Raw genomic sequence first — 26,203 nt, 5'->3', positions numbered from 1 at the left:
ATAGGTATGTCTATTTTAACACCTGGAGAGATAAATATGAAAAAAACCTTTATTGCAATTGAAGGACCTATAGGAGTCGGGAAAAGTTCTTTAACTAAAAAGCTTGCTAAAGCTTTGAATTATAAAGAAGAATTTGAAATTGTAGATGAAAATCCATTTCTAAGTGATTTTTATGATGACATTTCAAAATGGAGTTTTCAAACTGAAATGTTCTTCTTATGTCATCGCTATAAACAATTAACAGATTTACAAAATGTGCAAGGCATCGTAAGTGATTATCACATATTTAAAAATAAAATTTTCGCTAAAAACACTTTAAACGATTTTGAATATGATAAATTCAGTAGAATCTACGATATCTTAACTGAAGATATTCGCATGCCAGATCAAATAATCTTCCTCGATGCTTCCTTAGATGTTCTTCAAGAACGCATTGCCAATAGGAATAGATCCTATGAGGCTCAAATAGAAGACGACTACTTAGCACAATTAAAACACGACTATAATCAGTTTTATAAAGAAGTAAAAAATGAAATCGATGCAATACAAATAGATACTTCAAATTTAGATTTCGTTCATAACACCTCAGATTATCAACACGTTTTACATTTATTACAACCATTGATTGGAGAGATTAAACATGACCAATAAAGTCATTCCCAGTAATGCGATTATAACGATTGCTGGTACTGTTGGGGTAGGAAAGTCATCATTAACAACAGCTCTAAGTGAGCGCTTAAACTTTAAAACATCTTTTGAAAAAGTAGATAACAACCCATATTTAGAAAAATTCTATCACGACTTTGAACGTTGGAGCTTCCACCTTCAAATATACTTTTTAGCAGAACGCTTTAAAGAACAAAAAAGAATGTTCGAATATGGCGGTGGCTTTATACAAGACCGTTCCATTTACGAAGACGTTGATATTTTCGCAAAAATGCATGAAGAACAAGGAACAATGACACAAGAAGACTACGCAACTTATAGAGAACTATTTGAAGCAATGGTTATGACCCCATACTTCCCTAAACCAGATGCATTAATTTATTTAGAATGCGACTATGAAGATGTTATACAACGCATCAAAAATAGAGGACGACAAATGGAAATCGAAACAGACGAACAATATTGGAAAAAACTTTTCGCACGCTATGATAATTGGATTAACAACTTTACAGAGTGTCCAGTTGTTCGTGTAAATATAAATGATTATGACTTATACGAAGACCCAGAATCAATCAACAAAATCATCGACAAAGTAGCACACGTCATTGAAACACATCGCGCTATCGATACAAGAGTGAAGTAGGAAATATATAGGTAGGATAAATCTTTTCCTAAAATAAACATCCCAACCCGTTAGAATTATCTTTCAGGTTGGTTTTTTTGTTGTCTTTGATTTTGAAAATGTATACTTGACTGAGGTAAGGCTCCAATCATCTACCATTCCATTCTGCTTCTTTTTCATGAAATTCATTTATGTCTTTGTATATATAATCCGCTTCTTCCAAGTCTGATTTTTCGCCAGTACCGCTTAGTACACCGACTACTACACCGAAATGTGAATTTCGTCCCATTTGTATATCTGTTGGGGTGTCCCCTATTATTGCTATTTCTTCTGGTACAACGTTCCATTTTGCATAAAAGTCTTCTACCATTTTAGGGTCTGGCTTTTGATAACCGTTAATAGTAGCGGTAATTGTATCGTCTATTAAATGACTGACGCCTGCATCTTTGATAAAGCGTTTTGTTCCGTCTTGATCGTCGCTCGTTATAATCGCTATTTGATATCCTTTATCTTTGAAATGTTTTAATGTATTTTGCATGTCGTCTATTACGACCGTTTCTGGATTATATTCTGCAATTAAATCTTTGCTTAATTGTACTGTCCAGTCTTCTACTTCTTTATTATTTTCGTGATTAGCGTATTTTTGAAATTTTTTTACGATATCAGATAATGTTCCTGAAGCTAAAATACCACTTGCTAAAAATTTCCCGTCTACATATCCTAATTCTTCTTGTAATGATTGTTCTTCTTCAACTTGATATTGTTCTATAAATTTATTGATCATCACAAGAGAGATTTCAGACCATGTTTCATCAAACTTTAGTAATGTTCCGTCTTTATCAAATAATAGCCAATTAATCATATATGTATTCTCCTTTAAAAAATCAGGCTGGGACAAATAGATGTCTCAGCCTGATTTATTTTAAATATCTTTATACTGTCTCAATACGGCTTTCTTGTCCTACTACTACTCTCCAACCATGTTTATCTTCTTTCTTACCTGTTTGGATTGCTGTGTACTCATCAAATAAATGATTTGTGATAGGACCCGTCTTATTATCATTAATTGTAATTTCAACTTCATCATATTTTAAGAAGCCAACTGGTGAAATAACAGCTGCAGTTCCTGTGCCGAATATTTCTGTTAAACGACCATCATGATGTGCATTGACTACTTCATCGATTGAAATTCGTTTTTCTTCAGTTTCATAACCCAATTCTTGGGCTAACTCGAGCACAGTTTTTCTTGTAATACCTGGTAAAATACTACCGTTTAATTCAGGTGTTACTACTTTACCATCGATTACAAAGAAGATATTCATACTACCTACTTCTTCGATATATTTTTGTTCTACGCCGTCTAACCAAAGAACTTGATCAAAGCCCAATTCATTAGCACGTGTTTGTGCAATTAAACTAGCAGCATAGTTTCCACCACATTTAGCAAAACCTACTCCACCTCTAACAGCACGAACAAACTCATCTTCGACATATATACTTGTTGGTTTTAATTGTTCATCACCATAATATGCACCTACAGGAGAAAGAATCACTAGAAATTCATAATCTGTTGACGAACGTACACCTAAGTATGGTTCAGTTGCATATACAAATGGTCTCACATATAAAGATTGGCCTTCACCATTAGGCACCCAATCACGTTCTATATCAATTAGCTGTAATAAACCTTCTAATACTTTGTCTTCGTCGATTTGTGGCATTTCCAAACGTTTTAACGATAAATTGATTCTTTTGAAATTTTGGTCAGGTCTGAATAACGTTACTTCATCTCCATCTTTATATGCTTTCATGCCTTCAAATACTGTTTGACCATAATGAAGCCCTTGTGCACTTGGCGATAAAGTAATTGGCCCATATGGAATAATTTTAGGCTCTGACCAGCCTTCACCTTGTTTATAAGACATAGATAGCATATAATCTGTAAAGATTTCGCCGAACGCTAACTTTTGGAAATCCGGTTTTTCTTTCAGCTGCTCACGCTGTTCTACGTAAAATGGTTCTGACATAATGATTCCTCCTAGGCTAATTAATAATTAATGTTATCAAGTATATCAGTCATAGAGGGGTTATTCAATAAGTTTTTAGAAAATTTAAAAAATACTCATAATATATTTAACTTTTTGCTAATTGGTCTTTTTCTTTAATTGCTTTCAACATTAGTTTTGTCATGCTATCTAAATCATATTGTGGATTGAATCCCCATTCTTCCTTAGCACAACTTGTATCGATTGAATTTGGCCAAGTATCTGCAATTGCTTGACGGTCAGGATCAACATCATAACTAAGCTCAAATTCAGGCAATATTTTTTGTATTGAAGCTTTAACTGTTTCTGGTTCTACGCTCATAGCACTTACGTTATATGCGTTACGATGAACCAATTTTTCCCCGTCTGCTTCCATCAATTGAATAATCGCATTAATAGCATCATCCATAAACATCATATCCATATATGTCCCTTTAGCGATATAACTATTGTATTTACCTTCTCGTATCGCTTTAAAGTATATTTCCACAGCGTAATCTGTTGTGCCTCCGCCCGGTTCTTTTACATAAGAAATTAACCCAGGGAAACGTACACTTCTTGTATCTACGCCAAATTTCGTATAATAGTAGTCACATAACAATTCTCCTGCTACTTTATTCACGCCATACATTGAAGTCGGTCTTTGTATCGTTTCTTGTGGCGTCATATCTTTTGGTGTATTAGGCCCGAAAGCGCCTATAGAACTTGGTGTAAAGAATTGCATGTTGTATTCTCTTGCCGCTTCTAAAGCATTTACAAGCCCACCCATATTTAAATTCCATGCAAATAAAGGATTTTTTTCAGCAGTTGCAGATAATAAAGCAGCCATATGCATAATTGTATCTGCTTTAAATGTTTCAACTAGCTCAAACAATCTGTCTTTATCCGTTACATCTAGTATTTCGAATGGTCCATTTAATATAACGCTGTCACTTTCTGGTCTTTTTATATCTGTAGCTAGAACTTGATCGTTACCAAATTTTTCTCTTAATTTTATTACTAATTCTGTCCCGATTTGACCTAGTGCACCAGTTATGATGACTTTTTTCATAATAAAAATCCTCCTGTACTATTGAAATGTTCAATTGTCTTTTTAGAACGTACAAAAACGCTTTCTTTATAGTTATTTTAACTTATTTAAGCCGATTTGTATACTTGAGAAACACATTTCTATAATAAAAAGGGCACTTATTACATAAAAACAGGGAGTATATCATAAATAAGGCTGAGACATTTATTTATGTCTCAGCCTGTCACTTCACATTATTTACAGCAATCCAAGTTCTTTACCAATTTTTTCGTAAGTTTCAATTGCTTGATCTAATTGTTCTTTCGTATGTGCTGCAGTTGGCATATTTCTTACACGACCTGTACCTCTAGGCACAGTCGGGAATACTATAGCTTTTGCATATACACCTTCGTCCATTAGTCGTTTACTAAATGTTTGAGCCTTTTTCTCTTCACCAATAATTACTGGTGTAATTGGTGTTTCTGAATGTCCAATATCGAACCCTTTAGCTTTTAAGCCTTCTTTTAAGTAGTTCGCATTATCCCATAATTTATCGTGTAATTCAGTTGAAGCCATTAATTTTTTAACTGATTCAGTAATTGCTTTAGTATCTCCAGGTGCTAAAGAAGTTGAGAATAAGAAAGGTCTTGAAGCAACTTTTAACCAATCTATTAAATCTTTCGTACCTGCTACGTATCCACCTACTACACCTATTGCTTTAGATAACGTTCCAATTTGGAAATCTATTTTATCTTGTAAACCGAAATGTTTTACTGTGCCTGCTCCTTTACCCATAACACCTGAGCCGTGAGCGTCATCAACATAAGTGATTAAGCCAAATTCTTCAGCGATTTCTACGATTTCTGGTAATTTAGCTACATCACCATCCATAGAGAATACGCCGTCAGTAATATACATTACTTTGTTATATTGACCTGACTCTACTGCTTCTTTTGCTTTTGCTCTTAAATCTTCCATATCAGAATGATTCACTCGAATGATTTTCGCTTTAGATAAACGACAACCATCTATAATAGAAGCATGGTTTAATTCATCAGAAAGAATTGCATCATTCTTATTCATAACTGCTGAAATTGCTGCCATGTTACAGTTGAATCCAGATTGATAAGCAATTGCACTTTCAGTCCCTTTAAATTGAGCTAAAGTCTCTTCTAATTCTCTATGCAAATCTAGTGTCCCATTAATAGTACGTACTGCACCAGCGCCAACACCATGAGTATCGATTGCGTCTTTAGCAGCTTTTTTCAAATCTTCGTCTGTTGCTAATCCAAGGTAATTGTTTGAAGATAAATTGATATATGATTTTCCACCAATATTAATTTCAGCACCATTTGCGCCTTCAACAATATCAATTTCATTATACAAACCATTATCCTTCAATTCATTTAAATTTGTTGTTAAAAATGTTTCTAATGTTTGTACCATTTGCACTTTCTCCTTTAGCACTTTTTATTTATCATAACATACTAAAATCAAAGAATTAAGCGTTATCATAGTAAATTGAATTGTTTAAATTTTCTATAAATTTTGCTACAATAGTCGTATTATATTTCGAAAGAATTGAAAGAAGGTTTAGCAATGGTCAATTGGAAAAAAGAAATCGAAGAAAAATTTGATCGTCTCGTAGAAATAAGACGATATATGCATATGAATCCAGAATTATCATATCATGAGGATAAAACTCATGATTTTATTTTATCTGAACTCAAAAAGTTAGATAAGTTACAAATAAGAGAACGTGTTGGTCAAAATGGTATAGTAGCAAAACTTAAAGGAAATGAGCCAGGTCAGACTATTGCATTTCGTGCTGATTTTGATGCATTGCCTATTCAAGATGAAAAAGACGTTCCATACAAATCTACTGTAGATGGTGTGATGCATGCTTGTGGACACGACGGGCATACAGCTACACTACTCACTTTATGTGAATTACTACATGAACATCAATCACAATTGAAAGGTAATGTCGTTTTTATATTCCAATACGCGGAAGAATTAAGTCCAGGTGGCGCTAAACCAATGGTTGATGATGGTGCTTTAGATGGCGTAGATAAAATATACGGCAATCACTTTTGGAGTGGACATTCAACATCAGAAATTAAAACTAAGAGTAGTGCAATGATGGCTTCTCCTGATTATTTCAAAATCACAATTCAAGGTAAAGGTGGTCATGGTGCTAAACCACACACTTCCATTGATCCTATAGTCATTGTTTCAGAGTATATTTCTAGTTTACAAAAAATCATTTCAAGAAATTTAGATCCTATCGACCAAGGTGTTATTACTGTAGGAAAAATTGACGCAGGTAACACCTTTAATGTTATTAGCGACACAGCGACTATTGAAGGCACTGTCAGAACGTTTAATCCCAAAGTGAAGGATTTAATCGAAGAAGAACTAGAACGCCTTTTAAAGGGTATCTGTATCGCAAATAACGCAAGTTACGATTTCGATTATAGAAGAGGCTATCCTACCGTCATTAATCATGATGAACAATACAATGTTGTTAAAAAAGCAGCTACAGATTTAGATCTTGCTTATGAAGATATCGAACCAATGATGATTGGTGAAGACTTTTCTTACTATCTTTTAGAGCGTCCAGGATGCTTCTTCCTAACTGGTAGTGGTAATGAAGAAAAATCTTCAACAGCCCCTCACCATCACCCAATGTTTGATTTAGATGAAGATGCAATGAAAACGACAACAGAAATGTTTTTAAAAATTCTTGAAGTTGAAGGAGTAATATAAAAAATGAAAGATATTTTATTTCAAAAAGTTGAAGATTATTATGATGAGATGATAGAAATCAGAAGGCATTTACATATGAATCCTGAACTTTCATTTGAAGAAGTACAAACTCCAGCCTATATTGCAAATTACCTTCGTAATCTAGACATAGATGTTAGAGAAGGTGTTGGTGGCAGAGGTGTAGTTGGAACATTAAACAAAGATAAACCAGGCCCTACCCTAGCAATTAGAGCTGATTTTGATGCATTACCTATACAAGACGAAAAAGAAGTACCTTATAAATCTACTGTAGATGGCGTCATGCATGCTTGTGGACATGATGCGCATACTGCTGTCTTACTCATGACTGCAAAAATTTTATCTGAACATCGTGATGATATTAATGGTCGTGTTGTTTTTATTCACCAACATGCTGAAGAAGTAGACCCTGGCGGCGCGATACAAATGATTGCAGACGGATGCCTAACAGGTGTGGACGCTATCATTGGCCAACATGTATCAAGTACTATAGATGTTGGTAAAGTCGGTTATAAATACGGAACAACAACAGGCATTCCAGATGACTTCTGGATTACGTTAAAAGGTCGAGGTGGTCACGCAGCTCATCCCGACCAATTAATAGATCCATTAGCAGCCGGAATTCAACTATGTAATGACTTACAATATATTGTTTCACGTAAAACAAGTGCTTTATCACCTGCCGTTCTTTCTATCACAATGTTTAATGCTGGTGAAACAAATAACGTTATACCAGATACATGTAAAATTGGCGGGACGATAAGAACATTTGATTCAGAGATTCAAGCAAGCGTTGTAGAAGGTTTCAAAAAAGTACTTGAAGGCTTAACAACTTCAACAGATGTTACTTACGATTTAAAATATAGTAAAGGTTATCCTCCTGTCATTAATACAGAACGTGAGACTGACCTCATTCTTGAAGCCACTCAAGAAGTTGATAGCGTTTATGAACTGGTAGAATTAGAAGCAAGTTTAAGTGGTGAAGACTTCTCTTATTACCAACAAAGAGTGCCCGGTGCTTTCTTCTATACTGGAACTAGAAATGAGCATTTTAAAGCAGATTTTCCCCATCATCATCCAAAATTCGATATCGATGAAAAAGGGTTAATCAATGCTGTACGCATCTTTTTATTAACAACATTTAAGTTTATGGAAGGAGATTATAAAAATGACCTTAACGCATGAAGTTGAAAAGCATATGGATGAATTAATCGAAATTAGAAGGCATTTACATCAACATCCTGAATTATCTTTTCAAGAAGAAAATACTAAAAAGTATATCGCAGATTATCTTGAAAATTTAGGTATTGAAGTAAAAAAAGATGTCGGGGGTAACGGACTTTTAGGCTATATTAAAGGCGGGAAAGAAGGTCCTACTATTGCTTTAAGAGCAGACTTTGATGCTTTGCCTATCAACGATGAAAAGGAAGTGCCTTATAAGTCTACAGTAGAGGGCGTTATGCATGCTTGTGGACATGACGCTCATACAGCAAGCTTATTAATAACAGCTAAAATATTAAAAGAACATTCAGATGCTATCCATGGTAATGTCGTACTTATTCATCAACATGCTGAAGAAGTCCTTCCAGGTGGCGCTAGAGCTATGATAGAAGCTGGTGCATTAGATGGTGTTGATTATGTATTCGGTACCCATACAGCGAGCCATATAGACGCAAATAAAGTCGGATTTTGTGCTGGACCTGCTTATGCAGCTGCAGATTCATTTGAAATTGAAATCCAAGGGCTTGGTGGGCATGGCGCAATGCCTCAATTCGCAAAAGACCCAATTGTCGCAGCTTCATCATTAATTGTTCAGGCGCAAAGTATTGTATCAAGAACTATTGACCCACTTGAGTCAGCAGTTGTCACATTTGGAACATTTAAAGGTGGTAACGCCTTTAATGTTATAGCGGACAAAGTAAAATTAACAGGAACAATAAGAAGTTATTTACCTAGCGTTAAAGAACAAATCAAAGATCGTTTAAATGGGATTTTAAACGGTATAGAATCAAGTTATGGTGTGAAATGTCACTTAGACTATACAGACGGATATCCACCAGTAGTAAACCATGAAAAGGAAACAAAATGGGCTAAAAATCTAGCAAGTAATATTGATACTATCGAAGAAGCTTTTGATTTTCCGCCTTCACTCGGTGGAGAAGATGTTGGTTACTTCTTACAGCATGTACCAGGAACTTATTTCTTTACAGGTGTAGGCAATGAAGCATTAAAAGCAACTTACCCTCATCATCACCCTAAATTCGATTTAGATGAACAATCATTACAAAATAGCGTTAAACTCTTCCTATCCATTATTGAACATAGTGAAGAATTAGAAAAATAAATTCTATATATTAATGAACATAAAAAAACAGGGGAAATTCTTAAGTTAATAAGAATTTCCCCTGCTCTATTTAAATCTAGTAAAATATGCTAGATATTATACGTTTGGTTAAGTGTGTACGAAATCGAATTAAGCTTCGATTACAGTAACAACACCTGATCCAACTGTACGTCCACCTTCACGGATTGAGAAACGAGTACCGTCTTCAATAGCGATAGGTGAAATTAATTCAACGTCTATTTCAACGTTGTCGCCAGGCATAACCATTTCAGTACCTTCTGGTAAGTTTACAACACCAGTTACGTCAGTAGTACGGAAATAGAATTGTGGACGGTAGTTAGCGAAGAATGGAGTATGACGTCCACCTTCATCTTTTGATAATACATAAACTTCAGCTTTGAATTTAGTGTGAGGTGTGATTGAACCTGGTTTAGCTAATACTTGACCACGGTTAACGTCTTCACGAGCAACACCACGTAATAATGCACCGATGTTATCTCCAGCTTCAGCGAAGTCTAATAATTTACGGAACATCTCAACACCAGTTACAGTTGTTTTAGATGATTCTTCAGTTAAACCGATAATTTCGATTTCTTCACCAACTTTGATTTGACCACGTTCAACACGGCCTGTAGCAACAGTACCACGACCAGTTATTGAGAATACGTCCTCAACTGGCATCATGAATGGTTTGTCAGAATCACGTTCTGGAGTTGGAATGAAAGTATCTACAGCTTCCATTAATTCAACAATTTTTTCTTCGTAAGCTTCGTCGCCTTCTAAAGCTTTTAATGCTGAACCAGCAATTACTGGAGTGTCATCGCCAGGGAAGTCATATTCTGTTAATAAGTCACGAACTTCCATTTCAACTAATTCTAATAATTCTTCGTCGTCAACCATGTCAACTTTGTTTAAGAATACTACTAATGCAGGAACACCTACGTTACGTGATAAAAGAATGTGCTCACGAGTTTGAGGCATTGGGCCGTCAGCAGCAGATACTACTAAGATACCGCCGTCCATTTGAGCAGCACCAGTGATCATGTTTTTAACATAGTCAGCGTGTCCTGGGCAGTCAACGTGCGCATAGTGACGAGTAGCTGTTTCATATTCGATGTGTGAAGTATTAATTGTAATACCACGTTCTTTTTCTTCTGGAGCGTTGTCGATTTGAGCGTATGAACGAGCTTCTCCGTCACCAGAACGTTTTGCTAATACAGTTGCAATAGCAGCTGTTAAAGTAGTTTTACCATGGTCAACGTGACCGATAGTACCAATATTGGCATGTGTTTTTGAGCGATCAAATTTTTCTTTAGCCATTATGAAATCTCTCCTATTCATATTAAAAATTATATTTTTTTATTAAGCCTCATGATGGTTACTCACCATCATGAGGATAACCTATAGTTAATTTATAAATCATTTTGAGAAAAAAATCAATTTATTAAAGCGTTTTGATTAAGCGCCTGTATTTTTCTTGATAATTTCTTCAGAAATTGATTTTGGTACTTCTTCGTAGTGATCAAATACCATAGTATAAGTACCACGACCTTGAGTGTTAGAACGTAAGTTTGTAGCGTAACCGAACATTTCTGAAAGTGGAACGAATGCACGAACAACTTGAGCGTTACCGCGTGCTTCCATACCTTCAACACGTCCACGACGACTTGTTACGTCACCCATAATGTCACCCATGTACTCTTCAGGCATAACGATTTCAACTTTCATCATTGGCTCTAAGATTACTGGATCACATTTTTTAGCTGCTTCTTTAAGTGCTAATGAAGCTGCAATTTTGAAGGCCATTTCAGATGAATCGACATCATGGTATGAACCATCATATAATTTAGCTTTAACATCAACTAATGGATACCCAGCTAATACACCGTTTTCCATAGCGTCTTTAAGACCAGCTTCAACTGAAGGAATATATTCACGAGGAACTACCCCACCAACAATAGCGTTTTCGAATTCGAAACCTGCGCCTTGTTCGTTAGGTGTAAATTCAATGTGAACATCACCAAATTGTCCACGTCCACCTGATTGACGAGCAAATTTACCTTGTACTTGTGCAGGCGTTTTGAACGTTTCACGGTAAGATACCATTGGCGCACCAACAGCACACTCAACTTTGAATTCACGTTTCATACGGTCTACTAAAATATCAAGGTGTAATTCACCCATACCACCGATGATAACTTGTCCAGTTTCATGGTCAGTATGTGCATGGAATGTTGGGTCTTCTTCTTGTAATTTAACTAATGCGTTAGTCATTTTATCTTGGTCAGCTTTTGATTTAGGCTCAACTGATAAGTGAATAACTGGCTCTGGGAAGTCCATTGCTTCTAAGATGATGTCATCTTTTTCGTCACATAGAGTATCACCTGTACCAGTATCTTTAAGTCCTACCGCACCAGCAATGTCACCAGAATATACAGTAGAAATCTCTTGACGAGAGTTAGCGTGCATTTGTAGGATACGACCTACACGTTCACGTTTCCCTTTAGTTGAGTTTTTAATGTATGATCCTGATTCCATAGTACCAGAATAAACACGGAAGAATGTTAATTTACCTACATAAGGGTCAGTCATTACTTTAAACGCTAATGCAGCGAAAGGTGCTGAATCATCAGGTTTAGCAATTACTTCTTCTTCACTTTCGAATCTATGTCCGACAATAGGTTTAACATCTAATGGTGATGGTAAGTAGTCAATAACTGCGTTCAACATTAATTGAACACCTTTGTTTTTGAATGCTGTACCACATAATACTGGGTAGAATTCAACATCACAAGTAGCTTGACGAATAGCTTTTTTAAGCTCATCAATTGTGATTTCTTCTCCACCTAAGTATTTTTCCATTAATTCGTCATTTGATTCTGCAACAGCTTCAATTAAAGATTCACGAGTTTCTTCAGCTTTTTGCTTGTGAGACTCAGGAATTTCAATTTCTTCAATTTCAGTACCTAAATCGTTATTGTATTGGAAACATTTCATTTCTACTAAATCAATAATAGCACTGAAATCATCTTCCGCACCGATTGGTAATTGAATTGGGTGAGCATTAGCTTGTAAGCGCTCATGTAATGTACCAACTGAATATTCAAAGTTCGCACCCATTTTATCCATTTTATTAATGAATACAATACGTGGAACACCGTATGTTGTTGCTTGACGCCAAACTGTTTCAGTTTGAGGTTCAACCCCTGATTGAGCATCAAGTACTGTAACGGCACCATCAAGTACACGTAAAGAACGTTCAACTTCAACTGTGAAGTCTACGTGTCCAGGTGTATCGATGATATTTACACGGTGGCCATCCCATTCTGCAGTTGTAGCAGCAGAAGTGATTGTGATACCACGTTCTTGCTCTTGTGACATCCAGTCCATTTGTGAAGCACCTTCATGTGTTTCACCAATTTTATGAATACGGCCTGTGTAATAAAGAATACGTTCAGTAGTCGTTGTTTTACCAGCATCGATGTGAGCCATGATACCGATATTACGAGTGTTTTTCAAAGAGAAATCTCTTGCCATAGTATTCTTACTCCTTCCAAAATATTGGATATTTGGTTTTTTTATTACAATAGATACGCAGATACCCTAAGTGTTTAAAAAACTAGAGATAACCCATTAAAAGGAATCTTTATCATTTTAACGCTTAGGGTCCTAGGTTCTATTTTACCAACGATAATGAGCAAACGCTTTGTTAGCTTCTGCCATTTTATGAACGTCTTCACGTTTCTTAACTGCGCCACCAGTATTGTTAGCAGCATCTAAGATTTCGTTAGCTAAACGCTCTTCCATAGTTTTTTCACCACGAAGACGAGCATAGTTAACTAACCAACGTAAACCTAAAGTTGTACGACGATCTGGACGTACTTCTACAGGTACTTGATAGTTTGAACCACCTACACGGCGAGCTTTAACTTCAAGTACAGGCATGATGTTGTTGATAGCTTCATCGAATACTTCAATTGGATCTTTACCTGAACGTTCTTGAACAAGTTCGAATGCTGAGTAAAGAATTCTTTGAGCAGTACCACGCTTACCATCAAGCATGATTTTATTGATTAATTTTGTTACTAATTTTGAGTTGTGAATTGGATCTGGTAATACATCTCTTTTTGGAACTGGACCTTTACGAGGCATAATCGAAATCCTCCTTCCTTAATTATAAAATTTATTTAGTTTATCGTCACATAAAAATCTGTTAAACACAGAAATTTAATATTAGATTATTTCTTAGCAGCTTTAGGTTTTTTAGCACCATAAAGTGAACGACTTTGCATACGTCCTTCAACACCAGAAGTGTCTAAAGCACCACGTACTACGTGATAACGTACACCAGGTAAGTCTTTAACACGTCCACCACGAATAAGTACAACACTGTGTTCTTGTAAGTTGTGGCCTATACCAGGGATATACGCGTTTACTTCGATGTTGTTTGATAAACGAACACGAGCATATTTACGTAACGCTGAGTTAGGTTTTTTAGGTGTCATTGTTCCTACACGTGTACAAACACCGCGTTTTTGTGGAGAATATACAGTAGTCACTTTTTTCTTCATGCTATTGTATCCTTTATTTAATGCAGGTGCTGTAGAGTGTGATGATTTACTTGTACGTGGTTTACGTACTAATTGGTTAATAGTAGGCATCTTTAATGTCCTCCTCTCTTGTTTTCTTAATTCCACACATCCAGGTGGTTCATTTTAAGGCAAATAAAAATAGTAAGCACAGCTTACACATTTATTTAAGCAATGCAACTACTGTCGCATTTACTTCTATTCCATAGTGCGATCCTAACTTTTGTCTTGTTGGACTATAATCTATCGGAACGCCTGTCTCAAATGCTAAATTCAACACTTTAGACAAAATATGAATATTTACATCTTGAGCAATGATTACTTTACGTACATCATGCTTCTTCAATGCTTTAGTGGTTTGTTTTAAACCAATGACATAATTGTCTTGATTTAAGCTTAAGGCTTTTTCATTAGACATTTGATATCCTCCAAAGCGTCTGCTTGCATCAACCTTAACAATAATAACATCCTACTTTGATAAAGTCAATAATTTTTGGAGTGTTTTTATAATAAAATATAAGCTGTTCTAGACCCCTAGAACAGCTCATATCTGTTAATCAGTTACTACTGTTTCTTCAGGTGATACTTCTTTTTCAACTTTTTCGAAATCTACACCAGTATATCTTCTCATACCTGTACCAGCAGGGATTAATTTACCGATGATAACATTTTCTTTAAGTCCAAGTAAGTTATCACGTTTACCTTTGATTGCAGCATCTGTAAGAACTCTAGTTGTTTCTTGGAATGACGCCGCTGATAAGAAGCTTTCAGTTTCAAGAGAAGCTTTTGTAATACCAAGTAATACAGGTTTAGCAGTTGCTGGGCGCTTACGCGTAGCAAATACTTCTCTGTTTGCATCAGTAAATGTATGAATATCTACTAAAGCACCTGGTAATAGTTTCGTATCTCCTGCTTCAATAATTCTTACTTTACGAAGCATTTGTCTAACCATAACTTCAACGTGTTTATCTGAAATTTCAACACCTTGCATACGGTAAACTTTTTGAACTTCTTTAAGCAAGTATTTTTGAGTAGCATTTAATCCAGCTACAGCTAGTAATCCTTTAGGCTCAATTGAACCTTCAGTCATTACTTCGCCACGTTCAACATATTGTCCTTCTTCAACTTTAAGTCTTGCAGTACCTGAAGCAAGGTAAGTTCTAATTTCATTTTCGCCTTTAACTTTAATTTCTTGTTGACGATCTTTAACGATAGTAATCTCTGTTACTTCACCGTTAATTTCTGAAATAACTGCTTGACCTTTAGGGTTACGCGCTTCAAATAACTCTTGAATACGTGGTAAACCTTGTGTGATATCTGCTCCGGCTACACCACCAGTATGGAAGGTACGCATTGTAAGCTGTGTACCTGGTTCACCGATTGATTGGGCAGCTATTGTACCAACTGCTTCACCAACTTCAACTTGTTCACCAGTTGCTAAGTTCTTACCGTAACATTTTTCACATACACCATGACGAGTGTTACATGTAAATGCAGAACGGATGTGCATTTCAGTAATACCAGCATCTAGTATTTGTTTAGCAATTTCTGGCGTTATTAGTTCGTTAACTTTGATAATTACTTCATCAGTTTTTGGATGACGTAATGTTTCTTTAGAATAACGACCTTCTATACGCTCAATAAATGGCTCAATTAATTCTGATCCTTCTCTAATATCAGATACTAATAAACCTCTATCAGTTCCACAGTCTTCTTCTCTGACAATAACATCTTGTGCTACGTCAACAAGACGACGAGTTAAGTAACCTGAATCGGCAGTTTTCAGCGCTGTATCGGCTAGACCTTTACGAGCACCGTGAGTTGATATGAAATATTCAAGTACTGTTAAACCTTCACGGAATGAAGATTTAATCGGTAACTCAATAATTTTACCAGATGGGTTAGCCATCAGACCACGCATACCAGCTAATTGAGTAAAGTTAGATGCGTTACCACGAGCACCTGAATCACTCATCATGAATATTGGGTTAAGATTATCTAATGACATCATTAATTTAGCTTGAATATCATCTTTAGCTTTTGTCCAAATTTCGATAACTGCTGCATAACGTTCGCCTTCAGTGATTAAACCACGGCTAAATTGTTTTTGAACTTTTTCAACTTTAACTTCTGCTTCATCGATGATTTCTTGTTTCTCTGAAAGAACCACGATATCAGATACACCAACAGTAATACCAGCACGAGATGAATATTTAAATCCTAAATCTTTCATCTTATCTAGCATCATTGAAGTATCAGTTATATGGAATTTGTTGAATATTTCAGCAATGATTTTACCTAAGAATACTTTGTTAAATGGTTTAACAAGCTCAACGTCTTCAAGATATTCTACTAGTCCACCTTCTGGTAAATCTGTAGGTGAAACAAAGTATTTATCAGGAGTTGATTTTTCTAAATTGAAATTAGTCGGTTCATTAATATATGGGAATGAATTAGGCATAATTTCATTAAAGATAACTTTACCAACAGAAGTAATTAATAATTTTTTATTTTGTTCTGCTGTAAACGTTGGGTTCTTAAGTGATCTTGCATGTAAAGCTATACGTGAATGTAAGTGTACATGACCATTTGCATAAGCTTTAATAACTTCGTCAGTTTCATTGAAGATGTCACCAGCACCTATTGCACCTTTTCTTTCTAATGTAAGGTAATAGTTACCTAATACCATATCTTGTGAAGGCGTAACAACTGGTTTACCATCTTTAGGGTTCAAGATGTTTTGAGCTGCAAGCATTAACATACGTGCTTCTGCTTGTGCTTCTTTAGATAATGGTACGTGAACCGCCATTTGGTCACCATCAAAGTCAGCGTTATAAGCTGTTGTAACAAGTGGGTGAAGTTTAATCGCACGACCTTCAACTAGAGTAGGTTCAAACGCTTGAATACCTAGTCTGTGTAATGTAGGTGCACGGTTTAATAGTACTGGGTGTTCTTTAATAACATCTTCAAGTACATCCCATACTTCTTCTTCCATTCTTTCAATTTTGCCTTTTGCATTTTTGATGTTTGTAGCAATTTCACGTTCTACTAATTCTTTCATAATGAATGGTTTAAATAATTCTAAAGCCATTTCTTTCGGTAAACCACATTGGTACATTTTCAGACTAGGACCAACAACGATAACTGAACGTCCTGAGTAGTCAACACGCTTACCAAGTAAGTTTTGACGGAAACGACCTTGTTTACCTTTTAACATGTGTGAAAGTGATTTTAACGGACGGTTACCTGGACCAGTTACTGGACGACCACGACGACCGTTATCGATTAACGCATCTACAGCTTCTTGTAGCATACGTTTTTCGTTTTGAACGATAATGCCAGGAGCACCCAAGTCTAATAAACGTTTCAAACGATTATTACGGTTGATAACACGACGGTATAAATCATTTAAGTCACTTGTTGCGAAGCGACCACCATCTAATTGAACCATTGGACGGATTTCAGGTGGAATAATTGGTAATACATCTAAAATCATCCATGAAGGTTCATTACCAGAGTGACGGAATGATTCAACTACTTCTAGACGTTTAATTGCTCTTGTCAATCTTTGGCCAGTAGCTGATTCTAATTCTTCACGAAGTTGTTTTAATTCTTTTTCTAAATCTATATCACTTAATAGATCACGGATTGCTTCCGCGCCCATTTTTGCACTGAATTTACCCGGGAATTTATCATAATATTCTCGGTATTCACCTTCAGTTAATAATTGTTTCTTTTCTAATCCAGTTGGACCTGGATCAATTACTGTGTAAGAAGCAAAATAAATTACTTCTTCTAGCGCACGTGGAGACATATCTAATAATAGTCCCATGCGACTAGGTATACCTTTAAAGTACCAAATATGTGATACAGGTGCTGCTAATTCAATGTGTCCCATTCTTTCACGACGCACTTTAGATTTAGTGACTTCAACGCCACATCTATCACAGACCATACCTTTATAGCGTACTCGTTTGTATTTACCACAACTACATTCCCAGTCCTTAGTTGGACCGAAAATTTTCTCACAGAATAAACCATCTCTTTCAGGTTTTAGCGTACGGTAGTTAATTGTTTCTGGTTTTTTAACTTCACCAAATGACCAAGAACGAATCTTTTCAGGTGAAGCAAGTCCTATTTTCATGTAATGGAAATTATTTACATCAATCAAGGAGCCTACCTCCTTCAAATTAAATTAGTTGTGCCGGTTGATTGATAATGTGTAACAAATGAAAGCGCAAATGTATTACCAAATGCGCTTGATTAACTTTTACTCAGTTACTTGTTGTCCTTCTACTGCTGCATCTTGTGAAACACCTAAATCAACTTTTTTGTCCATCATATCTTCATCCTCTAAATCGCGCATTTCGATTTCATTATCATGTTCGTCCATGACTTTAACATCAAGTCCTAAACTCTGTAATTCTTTCATTAATACGCGGAATGATTCAGGGACACCCGGTTTAGGGATATTGTCGCCTTTTACGATAGCTTCATAAGTTTTTACACGACCTACAGTATCATCAGATTTATAAGTTAAAATCTCTTGTAATGTGTACGCAGCACCATATGCTTCAAGTGCCCATACCTCCATTTCACCGAAACGTTGTCCACCGAATTGAGCTTTACCACCCAATGGTTGTTGCGTTACAAGTGAGTATGGACCAGTAGAACGTGCGTGTAATTTATCATCGACCATGTGTGCAAGTTTAAGCATGTACATAACACCTACAGATACACGGTTATCAAATGGTTCACCAGTACGACCATCGTATAAGACAGTTTTACCGTCACGAGCCATACCTGCTTCTTCAATAGTTGACCAAACATCATCATCGTTAGCACCATCAAATACTGGTGAAGCAACATGAATACCTAGATTCTTAGCTGCCATACCTAGATGAAGTTCTAAAACTTGTCCGATATTCATACGAGAAGGTACACCTAATGGGTTTAACATAAGGTCAATTGGTGTTCCATCTGGTAAGTAAGGCATATCTTCTTCAGGTAAAATACGTGAAATTACACCTTTGTTACCATGACGACCACACATTTTATCCCCTTCGTGTATTTTACGTTTTTGAACGATATAAACACGAACTAATTGGTTAACACCTGGAGATAATGAATCATCGCCTTCTTCTCTATTAAAGACTTTAACGTCTAATACGATACCGCCAGCACCATGAGGTACGCGTAATGATGTATCACGTACTTCGCGTGCTTTCTCACCAAATATCGCATGTAATAATCTTTCTTCAGCTGTTAGTTCAGTCACACCTTTAGGCGTTACTTTACCTACTAAAATGTCACCATCTTTAACTTCAGCACCAACATAAACAATACCGCGATCGTCTAAGTTTTTAAGTGCATTATCAGAAACGTTTGGAATATCACGTGTGATTTCTTCAGGTCCTAATTTAGTGTCACGAGCCTCTGATTCATATTCTTCAACATGAATAGAAGTATATACGTCATCTTTAACAAGACGTTCACTCATGATAACAGCATCCTCGTAGTTATAACCATCCCAAGTCATAAATCCAACTACTAAGTTTCTACCTAGTGCCATTTCACCAAGTTCCATTGAAGGTCCATCAGCTAAAATTTCACCTTTAGAAACAATGTCACCATATGCAACGATTGGACGTTGGTTATAACATGTTCCAGAGTTACTACGTTTAAATTTAGATAAAGGATAACGGTCTAATTCCGTTTCGATTTCTTTACCATTCTCTTCTACAATTCTTCTAACAAGAATTTCTTTCGATTCAACATGTTCAACTCTACCTTTATGTTTAGCAACAATAGCTGCTCCTGAGTCACGTGCTGTAACATGTTCCATACCCGTTCCAACAAATGGTGCTTCAGGGTTCATTAAAGGTACTGCTTGACGTTGCATGTTCGCACCCATAAGTGCACGGTTAGAGTCATCGTTTTCAAGGAAAGGAATACATGCTGTTGCTGCAGAAACAACTTGTTTAGGAGATACATCCATGTAATCCATACGTTCTTTAGGTTTAGTAGTGTTGTCACCACGGAAACGACAAAGAACTTCATCGTCGACGAATCTACCAGTTTCATCTAATACTGAGTTTGCTTGTGCAACAACATAACTATCTTCTTCATCAGCAGTTAGATAATCAATTCTGTCTGTTACTTGGTTAGTTTCGATATTAACTTTACGATATGGTGTTTCAATAAAGCCAAACTCGTTAACTCTAGCATAACTTGAAAGTGAGTTGATTAAACCAATGTTTGGTCCCTCTGGTGTCTCAATCGGACACATACGACCATAGTGAGAATAGTGAACGTCACGTACTTCCATACCAGCACGTTCACGAGTTAAACCGCCGGGTCCAAGCGCTGATAGACGACGTTTATGCGTTAACTCAGCTAATGGGTTAGCTTGGTCCATGAATTGAGACAATTGTGAACTACCAAAGAATTCTTTAATTGAAGCAATAACTGGACGTATATTTATAAGTTGTTGTGGTGTGATTGAATCAGTATCTTGAATTGACATACGTTCACGTACAACACGTTCCATACGTGATAAACCAATTCTAAATTGGTTTTGTAGCAATTCACCTACTGAACGTAGACGACGGTTACCTAAATGGTCAATGTCATCTGTATAACCTACACCATGTAATAAGTTGAAGAAATATGATAATGATGAAACGATATCTGCTGGCGTAATACATTTAACTGCTTCATCAGGAAATGCATTACCAATCACTGTTGTCGTACGGTTTTCTTCATCACCAGGGATATAAATCTTAACAGATTGAATTTCAACTGGTTCATCTAATACGCTACTATTTAATTCATAAACTTGAATGTTAGCATTAGATTCTAATACATCGATAATTTTATCTAAATTACGACGGTCTAAAACCGTTCCTTCTTCTGCTGCAATTTCACCTGTTTCAACATCAACAATAGGTTCAGCTAATGTTTGATTGAACAAACGATGTTTAAGATGTAACTTTTTGTTCATTTTATAACGACCGACACTCGCTAAATCATAACGTTTTGGGTCGAAGAAGCGTGAGTAAATTAAACTCTTCGCGTTTTCTACTGTTGGTGGTTCTCCCGGACGCAAACGCTCATAAATCTCAAGCAATGCTTGATCAGTAGTTTCAGTATTATCCTTATCTAAAGCGTTTCTAAGATATTCATTGTCTCCAAGTAAATCTAAAATTTCTTGGTCCGTTGAGAATCCTAAAGCGCGGACTAATACTGTAATTGGCAACTTACGCGTTCTATCAATTCTTACGTAAGGAACGTCTTTAGCGTCTGTTTCATATTCTAACCATGCACCACGGTTAGGAATCACAGTTGTTCCATAACTAATTTTACCGTTTTTATCAACTTTTTCGTTGAAGTATACGGATGGTGAACGTACAAGTTGTGATACAATTACACGTTCTGCACCATTAATAACGAAAGTACCAGTGTCAGTCATTAATGGGAAATCACCCATAAATACTTCTTGATCTTTCACTTCGCCTGTTTCTTTATTAATTAAACGAACTTTAACGCGTAATGGCGCGGAATAAGTCGCATCACGGTTTTTAGATTCTTCTAAATCATACTTTGATTCACCTAAACGATAATCTACGAATTCTAAAGATAAGTTACCTGTAAAATCGTCGATTGGCGAAATGTCGCGAAACATTTCAAGTAAACCTTCTTTAAGAAACCATTCATATGATTTCGTTTGAATCTCGATTAAATTAGGTAATTCTAAAGATTCGGAAATTCTCGCATAACTTCTACGAACACGATGTCTTCCATACTGGATAAGTTGACCTGTCAACAGATTCACCCCTCAAATATTGTGAATATAACTTTGCGTCTTACAAAACAAAGATAATAAGACAAAAAGAAAACGGAAAGTCAATGATTCCATTTTCTATTTCGTACGACTTATTTCTAACATTCAATTAAGGGCGACGCAAAAGTACACACTTATTGAATATAATTTTTTAACATTCTATTACTATATCAGAACAAAATAGCAAAATCAAGCTTTTACACTTTTTAAAATGTAATAACCCTTGCTTTTTTCTATAATTTCTGCATTGCCAAAAATATTTTGCATTTTTTCTTTTGCAGAAGGCATACCTTGTTTCTTTTGAATGACTACCCAAAGTTCTCCTCCGTGTGTTAAAACTTGATCACTTTGTTCAAATATTCGATGTACAACATTTTTACCAGCTCTAATCGGCGGATTAGTTAGTACGAAATCAAATTGTAAATCTATAACACCATCTATACAATCGCTTTGTTGTATTTCGGCATTATTAATTTGATTTGAGTTTCGATTATCTTTCGCCAATTCTAATGCCCTTTCATTTACATCCACCATCGTTACTTCACTATGTGGTAGCACTTTAGCACAAGTTAATCCAATAGGTCCGTATCCACAGCCTACGTCTAATATTTTCTTTTTAGGTCCTGGGGGATTTAAATTTAAAAATGTAGTAATCAATAAATCAGATCCAAAATCAATTTTTCCTTTTGAAAAAAACGCCATGATCTGTCTGAAGAGAGAGTTTGATGTCACGATAGCGATAATCGAAAGGTTTTCTTTCCGATTTCACATTTGGATCATTATCATAATAATGACTCATTATGCCACCTCTTTAATACATTTAATGAGTAAAGAAAAACCCGTTATCATGATAATAACGGGTTTTTGATTTAATACAGAAATTATTTTAATTCTACAGATGCGCCAAGTTCTTCTAATTTTTCTTTTAGAGCTTCAGCGTCTTCTTTAGATAATCCTTCTTTAACAACTTTAGGAGCGTTATCTACGATTTCTTTAGCTTCTTTTAAGCCTAAACCAGTTACTTCTTTAACTGCTTTAACAACTTTAATTTTTGAATCTCCAGCTGCAGTTAATTCAACGTTGAATTCAGTTTGTTCAGCTTCTGCTTCTCCACCAGCTGCGCCAGCTGCTGCTACAGGAGCTGCTGCTGTTACACCAAATTCTTCTTCAATAGCTTTAACTAAGTCGTTTAATTCTAATACTGACATTTCTTTAATTGATTCGATAATTTTTTCATTAGACATGATATATTTCCTCCAATAATTAATTTTTATTTTGTACTGATATTATTCAGCACTTTCTTCTTTTTGTTCTCCAACAGCTTTAACTGCGTAAGCAAAGTTACGAACTGGAGCTTGTAATACAGATAGTAACATAGATACAAGACCGTCTTTTGATGGTAATGAACCGATAGTGTTAACTTGTTCTGCACTTACTACGCTTCCTTCAATAACACCTGCTTTGATTTCTAATGCTTCGTTTTGTTTAGCGAAGTCAGCAAGAATTTTTGCTGGTGCAACAACTTCTTCATTTGAGAAAGCAATTGCGTTAGGACCAGTTAAGAATTCTTCTAAACCTTCGATTCCAGCAGCTTCAGCAGCACGACGAACTAAAGTATTTTTGTATACTTTATATTCAAGACCAGCTTCACGTAATTGTTGACGTAACTCTGTAACTTGCGCAACTGATAAACCACGGTAATCTACAATAATTGTTGAAACTGAGTTTTTTAATTGTTCAGCAATAGCATCAACTTTTTGTTGTTTGATTTCAACGATTTTTGAATTAGACATCTCTACACCTCCATAGTATTTATATCGTGCTTTTATGATGAGGTATCTCAACAAAAAAGCACTTTTTACCCACGGCAAAAAGTGCTTGAAATTTATACGTTCAAGTCAATTTAAGCCTCGGTAGGATAGCCTTTTAAGTTCCAAAAACGAACTCCTACTGTCTTAGGTTAAATATTACACATTCAAAACTATAACGCGTTTCAGATGTGAAGTCAATATATTTTTATTATTATAATTTAAAGTTTGAAGTATCTACTTTGATACCAGGGCCCATTGTTGTTGTTACAGCAACAGACTTGAAATAAGTACCTTTAGAAGATGATGGTTTAGCTTTTGTTAATGTATCTTGGATAGTTTTGAAGTTATCAACTAACTTCTGCTCATCGAATGATACTTTACCAATAGAAGCATGAACAATACCAGATTTTTCAGCACGGTATTCTACTTTACCTGCTTTAATTTCTTCGACTGCTTTTTTGATATCCATTGTAACTGTACCAGTTTTAGGGTTTGGCATTAAACCTTTAGGTCCTAATACGCGACCAAGTTTACCAACTTCACCCATCATGTCAGGTGTTGCAACAATAACATCAAATTCAAACCAACCATCGTTGATTTTGCTGATGTATTCTTCACCTACATAGTCTGCTCCAGCTTCTTCTGCTTCTTTGATTTTATCGCCTTTAGCGAATACTAATACTCGTTGTGTTTTACCAGTTCCGTGTGGTAATACTACTGCTCCACGGATTTGTTGGTCGTTTTTACGAGTATCAATGCCTAAACGAAATGCAACTTCTACAGAAGCATCAAAGTTTACAGTGCTTGTTTCTTTTGCTAATTTCATAGCTTCTTCTACTGAGTATAATGAAGAACGATCAACTTTAGCAATTGCTTCTTGATACTTTTTACCTTTTTTAGCCATTTTGTTTTCCTCCTTTAGTGGTTTTAGCGGAATGTTACCTCCCACGTGCATCGTCTATTAGACAATGCAATAGCAGACAGCGAATTAGCCGCCTGCTTAAACTTTAAAATCTCAATTATTCTACGACAATTCCCATGCTGCGTGCAGTACCTTCAACGATACGGATTGCTGCTTCTTCAGATGCTGCGTTTAAGTCAGGCATTTTAGTGTTAGCAATTTCACGTACTTGGTCTTGAGTTACTGTAGCAACTTTAGATTTGTTAGGTTCACCAGAACCTTTTTCTACTTTAGCTGCTTTTTTAAGTAATACTGCTGCAGGTGGTGTCTTAGTGATGAAAGTAAATGAACGATCTTCAAATACTGTAATTTCAACTGGAATGATTAAACCTGCTTGCTCTTGTGTACGAGCGTTGAATTCTTTACAGAATCCCATAATATTCACACCGGCTTGACCTAATGCAGGACCAACTGGTGGTGCTGGGTTTGCTTTACCTGCAGGTATTTGCAATTTAACTACTTTGATTACTTTTTTAGCCACGATGTGCACCTCCTTGATATCGTGATGTGGTCATGGGGTAATGATATTTTACCCTCCCACTCTTCATTTCCTAATGAAATGGTTGCGCATAGTCCGAGCGCGACCTTTAAATAATAACATTGAAATAATTAATTTTCAAGTGTTTTTTTACAACTTTTCAATTTGGTCAAATTCTACTTCAACAGGTGTTTCTCTGCCGAACATGTCAACAAGTACTGTTAATTTATACTTTTCAACATCTATCTCTTTTATTTCACCAATTTGGTTCGTAAATGGTCCACTTGTAACGCGAACTTGTTCTCCTAATTCTACTTCTACGTCGACGGTTTTTTCAGACATACCCATCTGTTTCAAAATGAATTTAGCTTCATCTGGTAATAAAGGATTTGGCTTAGAACCTGCGCCAGCTGACCCAACAAAGCCAGTTACACCTGGCGTATTTCTGACAATATACCAAGATTCGTCGGTCATAATTAATTCTACTAATACATAACCAGGGAATGTTTTCTTAAGTTGTGTCTTAGCTTTACCATCTTTAATTGATGTTTCTTCTTCTTCAGGGATTACAACTCTAAAGATCTGTTCTTCCATGTTCATTGTTTCGACACGTTTCTCAAGGTTTGTTTTCACTTTATTTTCGTAACCTGAATAAGTGTGCACTGCGTACCAACGTTTAGCGCCTATATCTTCTGACATTTTGCCACTCCTTACTATTTAATCAAATTAATTAACTCTGTAATTCCTAAATCTAATGCGTAGAAAAAGATTAAGAAGAAGATTACAGTACATACTACTACTGTTGTATATTTAACAAGTTCTTTGCCAGTCGGCCAACTTGTTTTTTGCATTTCTGATTTTACGCCTTGAAAGAAGTTTTCTTTTTTAGCCATTGATTTTCCTCCTTTATATGGATTCTTTATGCAATGTATGCGTATTACAAGTTTTACAAAACTTTTTTAGCTCTAATCGTTTATCTGTTTCTTTCTTAGGGACTGTATAATTTCTCGCTCCGCATTTTTCGCAATTTAAAGGGACTTTTCTCATA

Annotated in this window: 23 protein-coding genes, 1 pseudogene and 1 other annotated feature; of the genes and pseudogenes, 5 read left to right on the top strand and 19 right to left on the bottom strand. The window is 35.8% G+C overall.

Features of this window, described 5'->3' with window-relative positions; translation table 11 throughout:
- Positions 1-36: 36 nt before the first annotated feature.
- Together CD135_RS01685 and CD135_RS01680 are read left to right on the top strand one after the other, a co-directional pair.
- Positions 37-651, top strand: a complete 615-nt coding sequence (locus CD135_RS01685) for a deoxynucleoside kinase (RefSeq protein ID WP_064204238.1) — start codon at positions 37-39, stop codon at positions 649-651.
- On the top strand, positions 641-1,309 hold the full coding sequence (locus tag CD135_RS01680; protein WP_103268673.1) for a deoxynucleoside kinase: 669 nt from the start codon (positions 641-643) through the stop codon (positions 1,307-1,309). The genes CD135_RS01685 and CD135_RS01680 overlap by 11 nt, the downstream gene beginning before the upstream one ends.
- Before the next feature lie 127 nt (positions 1,310-1,436).
- Here the strand turns inward: CD135_RS01680 and CD135_RS01675 are convergent, their stop codons facing one another.
- The 4 genes from CD135_RS01675 to CD135_RS01660 form a co-directional block, all read right to left on the bottom strand.
- Positions 1,437-2,150, bottom strand: a complete 714-nt coding sequence (locus CD135_RS01675; RefSeq protein WP_103268672.1) for an HAD family hydrolase — start codon at positions 2,148-2,150, stop codon at positions 1,437-1,439.
- Positions 2,151-2,220: 70 nt separating this feature from the next.
- The gene (locus CD135_RS01670; RefSeq protein WP_103268671.1) at positions 2,221-3,315 is read right to left on the bottom strand and encodes a branched-chain amino acid aminotransferase; all 1,095 of its coding nucleotides are present in this window, start codon (positions 3,313-3,315) and stop codon (positions 2,221-2,223) included.
- A gap of 106 nt (positions 3,316-3,421) precedes the next feature.
- Positions 3,422-4,384 carry an L-threonine 3-dehydrogenase gene (locus CD135_RS01665; RefSeq protein ID WP_103268670.1) on the bottom strand — a complete coding sequence of 321 codons (963 nt, stop codon included), beginning with the start codon at positions 4,382-4,384 and terminating at the stop codon, positions 3,422-3,424.
- Positions 4,385-4,600: 216 nt separating this feature from the next.
- Positions 4,601-5,788 carry a glycine C-acetyltransferase gene (locus CD135_RS01660; protein WP_016999431.1) on the bottom strand — a complete coding sequence of 396 codons (1,188 nt, stop codon included), beginning with the start codon at positions 5,786-5,788 and terminating at the stop codon, positions 4,601-4,603.
- Between the two features lie 153 nt (positions 5,789-5,941).
- Here CD135_RS01660 and CD135_RS01655 point away from each other — a divergent pair, with 153 nt between their 5' ends.
- From CD135_RS01655 to CD135_RS01645, 3 genes are read left to right on the top strand one after another with little or no spacing between them, the layout of a single operon-like run.
- Positions 5,942-7,111, top strand: a complete 1,170-nt coding sequence (locus CD135_RS01655; RefSeq protein ID WP_103268669.1) for an amidohydrolase — start codon at positions 5,942-5,944, stop codon at positions 7,109-7,111.
- Between the two features lie 3 nt (positions 7,112-7,114).
- On the top strand, positions 7,115-8,314 hold the full coding sequence (locus tag CD135_RS01650; RefSeq protein WP_103268668.1) for an amidohydrolase: 1,200 nt from the start codon (positions 7,115-7,117) through the stop codon (positions 8,312-8,314).
- Positions 8,298-9,473 carry a M20 metallopeptidase family protein gene (locus CD135_RS01645; RefSeq protein ID WP_064204242.1) on the top strand — a complete coding sequence of 392 codons (1,176 nt, stop codon included), beginning with the start codon at positions 8,298-8,300 and terminating at the stop codon, positions 9,471-9,473. Before CD135_RS01650 ends, CD135_RS01645 begins: the two co-directional genes overlap by 17 nt.
- 129 nt (positions 9,474-9,602) lie before the next feature.
- On the opposite strand, the gene tuf is transcribed toward CD135_RS01645, so the two are convergent.
- The 15 genes and pseudogenes from tuf to rpmG all read right to left on the bottom strand — a co-directional run bounded on the left by tuf (position 9,603) and on the right by rpmG (position 26,202).
- Positions 9,603-10,793 (bottom strand): elongation factor Tu, encoded by a 1,191-nt coding sequence (gene tuf, locus CD135_RS01640; RefSeq protein ID WP_103268667.1) that lies wholly within the window; start codon positions 10,791-10,793, stop codon positions 9,603-9,605.
- Between the two features lie 138 nt (positions 10,794-10,931).
- Positions 10,932-13,010 (bottom strand): elongation factor G, encoded by a 2,079-nt coding sequence (fusA, locus tag CD135_RS01635; protein ID WP_103268666.1) that lies wholly within the window; start codon positions 13,008-13,010, stop codon positions 10,932-10,934.
- A 144-nt stretch (positions 13,011-13,154) separates the two neighbouring features.
- Complete coding sequence (rpsG, locus tag CD135_RS01630) at positions 13,155-13,625, bottom strand: 30S ribosomal protein S7 (protein WP_103268665.1); 471 nt, start codon at positions 13,623-13,625, stop codon at positions 13,155-13,157.
- Between the two features lie 86 nt (positions 13,626-13,711).
- Complete coding sequence (gene rpsL / locus CD135_RS01625) at positions 13,712-14,134, bottom strand: 30S ribosomal protein S12 (protein WP_016999424.1); 423 nt, start codon at positions 14,132-14,134, stop codon at positions 13,712-13,714.
- Between the two features lie 91 nt (positions 14,135-14,225).
- Entirely contained in the window at positions 14,226-14,480 is a 255-nt protein-coding gene (locus CD135_RS01620) for a ribosomal L7Ae/L30e/S12e/Gadd45 family protein (protein WP_064204243.1), read from the bottom strand.
- A gap of 135 nt (positions 14,481-14,615) precedes the next feature.
- Positions 14,616-18,233: a DNA-directed RNA polymerase subunit beta' gene (rpoC, locus tag CD135_RS01615; protein ID WP_103268664.1), complete on the bottom strand. Its 3,618-nt coding sequence runs from the start codon at positions 18,231-18,233 to the stop codon at positions 14,616-14,618.
- Positions 18,234-18,332: 99 nt separating this feature from the next.
- Positions 18,333-21,887, bottom strand: a complete 3,555-nt coding sequence (gene rpoB / locus CD135_RS01610; RefSeq protein WP_103268663.1) for a DNA-directed RNA polymerase subunit beta — start codon at positions 21,885-21,887, stop codon at positions 18,333-18,335.
- 207 nt (positions 21,888-22,094) lie between these two features.
- Positions 22,095-22,704, bottom strand: a pseudogene (locus tag CD135_RS01605) (class I SAM-dependent methyltransferase).
- 82 nt (positions 22,705-22,786) lie between these two features.
- Complete coding sequence (gene rplL / locus CD135_RS01600) at positions 22,787-23,149, bottom strand: 50S ribosomal protein L7/L12 (protein WP_016999419.1); 363 nt, start codon at positions 23,147-23,149, stop codon at positions 22,787-22,789.
- A 42-nt stretch (positions 23,150-23,191) separates the two neighbouring features.
- Positions 23,192-23,698: a 50S ribosomal protein L10 gene (gene rplJ, locus CD135_RS01595; RefSeq protein WP_016999418.1), complete on the bottom strand. Its 507-nt coding sequence runs from the start codon at positions 23,696-23,698 to the stop codon at positions 23,192-23,194.
- A 43-nt stretch (positions 23,699-23,741) separates the two neighbouring features.
- Positions 23,742-23,883, bottom strand: a sequence feature (ribosomal protein L10 leader region).
- Positions 23,884-23,927: 44 nt separating this feature from the next.
- Positions 23,928-24,620: a 50S ribosomal protein L1 gene (gene rplA / locus CD135_RS01590; RefSeq protein ID WP_016999417.1), complete on the bottom strand. Its 693-nt coding sequence runs from the start codon at positions 24,618-24,620 to the stop codon at positions 23,928-23,930.
- A 115-nt stretch (positions 24,621-24,735) separates the two neighbouring features.
- Positions 24,736-25,158 (bottom strand): 50S ribosomal protein L11, encoded by a 423-nt coding sequence (gene rplK, locus CD135_RS01585; RefSeq protein ID WP_016999416.1) that lies wholly within the window; start codon positions 25,156-25,158, stop codon positions 24,736-24,738.
- A gap of 147 nt (positions 25,159-25,305) precedes the next feature.
- Positions 25,306-25,854 carry a transcription termination/antitermination protein NusG gene (nusG, locus tag CD135_RS01580; RefSeq protein WP_016999415.1) on the bottom strand — a complete coding sequence of 183 codons (549 nt, stop codon included), beginning with the start codon at positions 25,852-25,854 and terminating at the stop codon, positions 25,306-25,308.
- A gap of 14 nt (positions 25,855-25,868) precedes the next feature.
- Positions 25,869-26,048, bottom strand: coding sequence for a preprotein translocase subunit SecE (secE, locus tag CD135_RS01575; protein WP_016999414.1), 180 nt, complete (start codon positions 26,046-26,048; stop codon positions 25,869-25,871).
- 13 nt (positions 26,049-26,061) lie between these two features.
- Entirely contained in the window at positions 26,062-26,202 is a 141-nt protein-coding gene (rpmG, locus tag CD135_RS01570; protein ID WP_081501334.1) for a 50S ribosomal protein L33, read from the bottom strand.
- Position 26,203: the final 1 nt, after the last annotated feature.

It is taken from the genome of Mammaliicoccus lentus, assembly GCF_002902755.1.
Lineage (GTDB): Bacteria > Bacillota > Bacilli > Staphylococcales > Staphylococcaceae > Mammaliicoccus > Mammaliicoccus lentus.
This window is presented reverse-complemented; position numbering and strand designations above follow the sequence as displayed.

What these genes read in the sequence shown, in the direction of transcription:
- CD135_RS01685 (WP_064204238.1), top strand. Translation starts at nt 37, where the DNA reads ATGAAAAAAACCTTTATTGCAATTGAAGGACCTATAGGAGTCGGGAAA.
- CD135_RS01680 (WP_103268673.1), top strand. Translation starts at nt 641, where the DNA reads ATGACCAATAAAGTCATTCCCAGTAATGCGATTATAACGATTGCTGGT.
- CD135_RS01675 (WP_103268672.1), bottom strand. Translation starts at nt 2,150, where the DNA reads ATGATTAATTGGCTATTATTTGATAAAGACGGAACATTACTAAAGTTT.
- CD135_RS01670 (WP_103268671.1), bottom strand. Translation starts at nt 3,315, where the DNA reads ATGTCAGAACCATTTTACGTAGAACAGCGTGAGCAGCTGAAAGAAAAA.
- CD135_RS01665 (WP_103268670.1), bottom strand. Translation starts at nt 4,384, where the DNA reads ATGAAAAAAGTCATCATAACTGGTGCACTAGGTCAAATCGGGACAGAA.
- CD135_RS01660 (WP_016999431.1), bottom strand. Translation starts at nt 5,788, where the DNA reads ATGGTACAAACATTAGAAACATTTTTAACAACAAATTTAAATGAATTG.
- CD135_RS01655 (WP_103268669.1), top strand. Translation starts at nt 5,942, where the DNA reads ATGGTCAATTGGAAAAAAGAAATCGAAGAAAAATTTGATCGTCTCGTA.
- CD135_RS01650 (WP_103268668.1), top strand. Translation starts at nt 7,115, where the DNA reads ATGAAAGATATTTTATTTCAAAAAGTTGAAGATTATTATGATGAGATG.
- CD135_RS01645 (WP_064204242.1), top strand. Translation starts at nt 8,298, where the DNA reads ATGACCTTAACGCATGAAGTTGAAAAGCATATGGATGAATTAATCGAA.
- tuf (WP_103268667.1), bottom strand. Translation starts at nt 10,793, where the DNA reads ATGGCTAAAGAAAAATTTGATCGCTCAAAAACACATGCCAATATTGGT.
- fusA (WP_103268666.1), bottom strand. Translation starts at nt 13,010, where the DNA reads ATGGCAAGAGATTTCTCTTTGAAAAACACTCGTAATATCGGTATCATG.
- rpsG (WP_103268665.1), bottom strand. Translation starts at nt 13,625, where the DNA reads ATGCCTCGTAAAGGTCCAGTTCCAAAAAGAGATGTATTACCAGATCCA.
- rpsL (WP_016999424.1), bottom strand. Translation starts at nt 14,134, where the DNA reads ATGCCTACTATTAACCAATTAGTACGTAAACCACGTACAAGTAAATCA.
- CD135_RS01620 (WP_064204243.1), bottom strand. Translation starts at nt 14,480, where the DNA reads ATGTCTAATGAAAAAGCCTTAAGCTTAAATCAAGACAATTATGTCATT.
- rplL (WP_016999419.1), bottom strand. Translation starts at nt 23,149, where the DNA reads ATGTCTAATGAAAAAATTATCGAATCAATTAAAGAAATGTCAGTATTA.
- rplJ (WP_016999418.1), bottom strand. Translation starts at nt 23,698, where the DNA reads ATGTCTAATTCAAAAATCGTTGAAATCAAACAACAAAAAGTTGATGCT.
- rplA (WP_016999417.1), bottom strand. Translation starts at nt 24,620, where the DNA reads ATGGCTAAAAAAGGTAAAAAGTATCAAGAAGCAATTGCTAAAGTTGAT.
- nusG (WP_016999415.1), bottom strand. Translation starts at nt 25,854, where the DNA reads ATGTCAGAAGATATAGGCGCTAAACGTTGGTACGCAGTGCACACTTAT.
- secE (WP_016999414.1), bottom strand. Translation starts at nt 26,048, where the DNA reads ATGGCTAAAAAAGAAAACTTCTTTCAAGGCGTAAAATCAGAAATGCAA.
- rpmG (WP_081501334.1), bottom strand. Translation starts at nt 26,202, where the DNA reads ATGAGAAAAGTCCCTTTAAATTGCGAAAAATGCGGAGCGAGAAATTAT.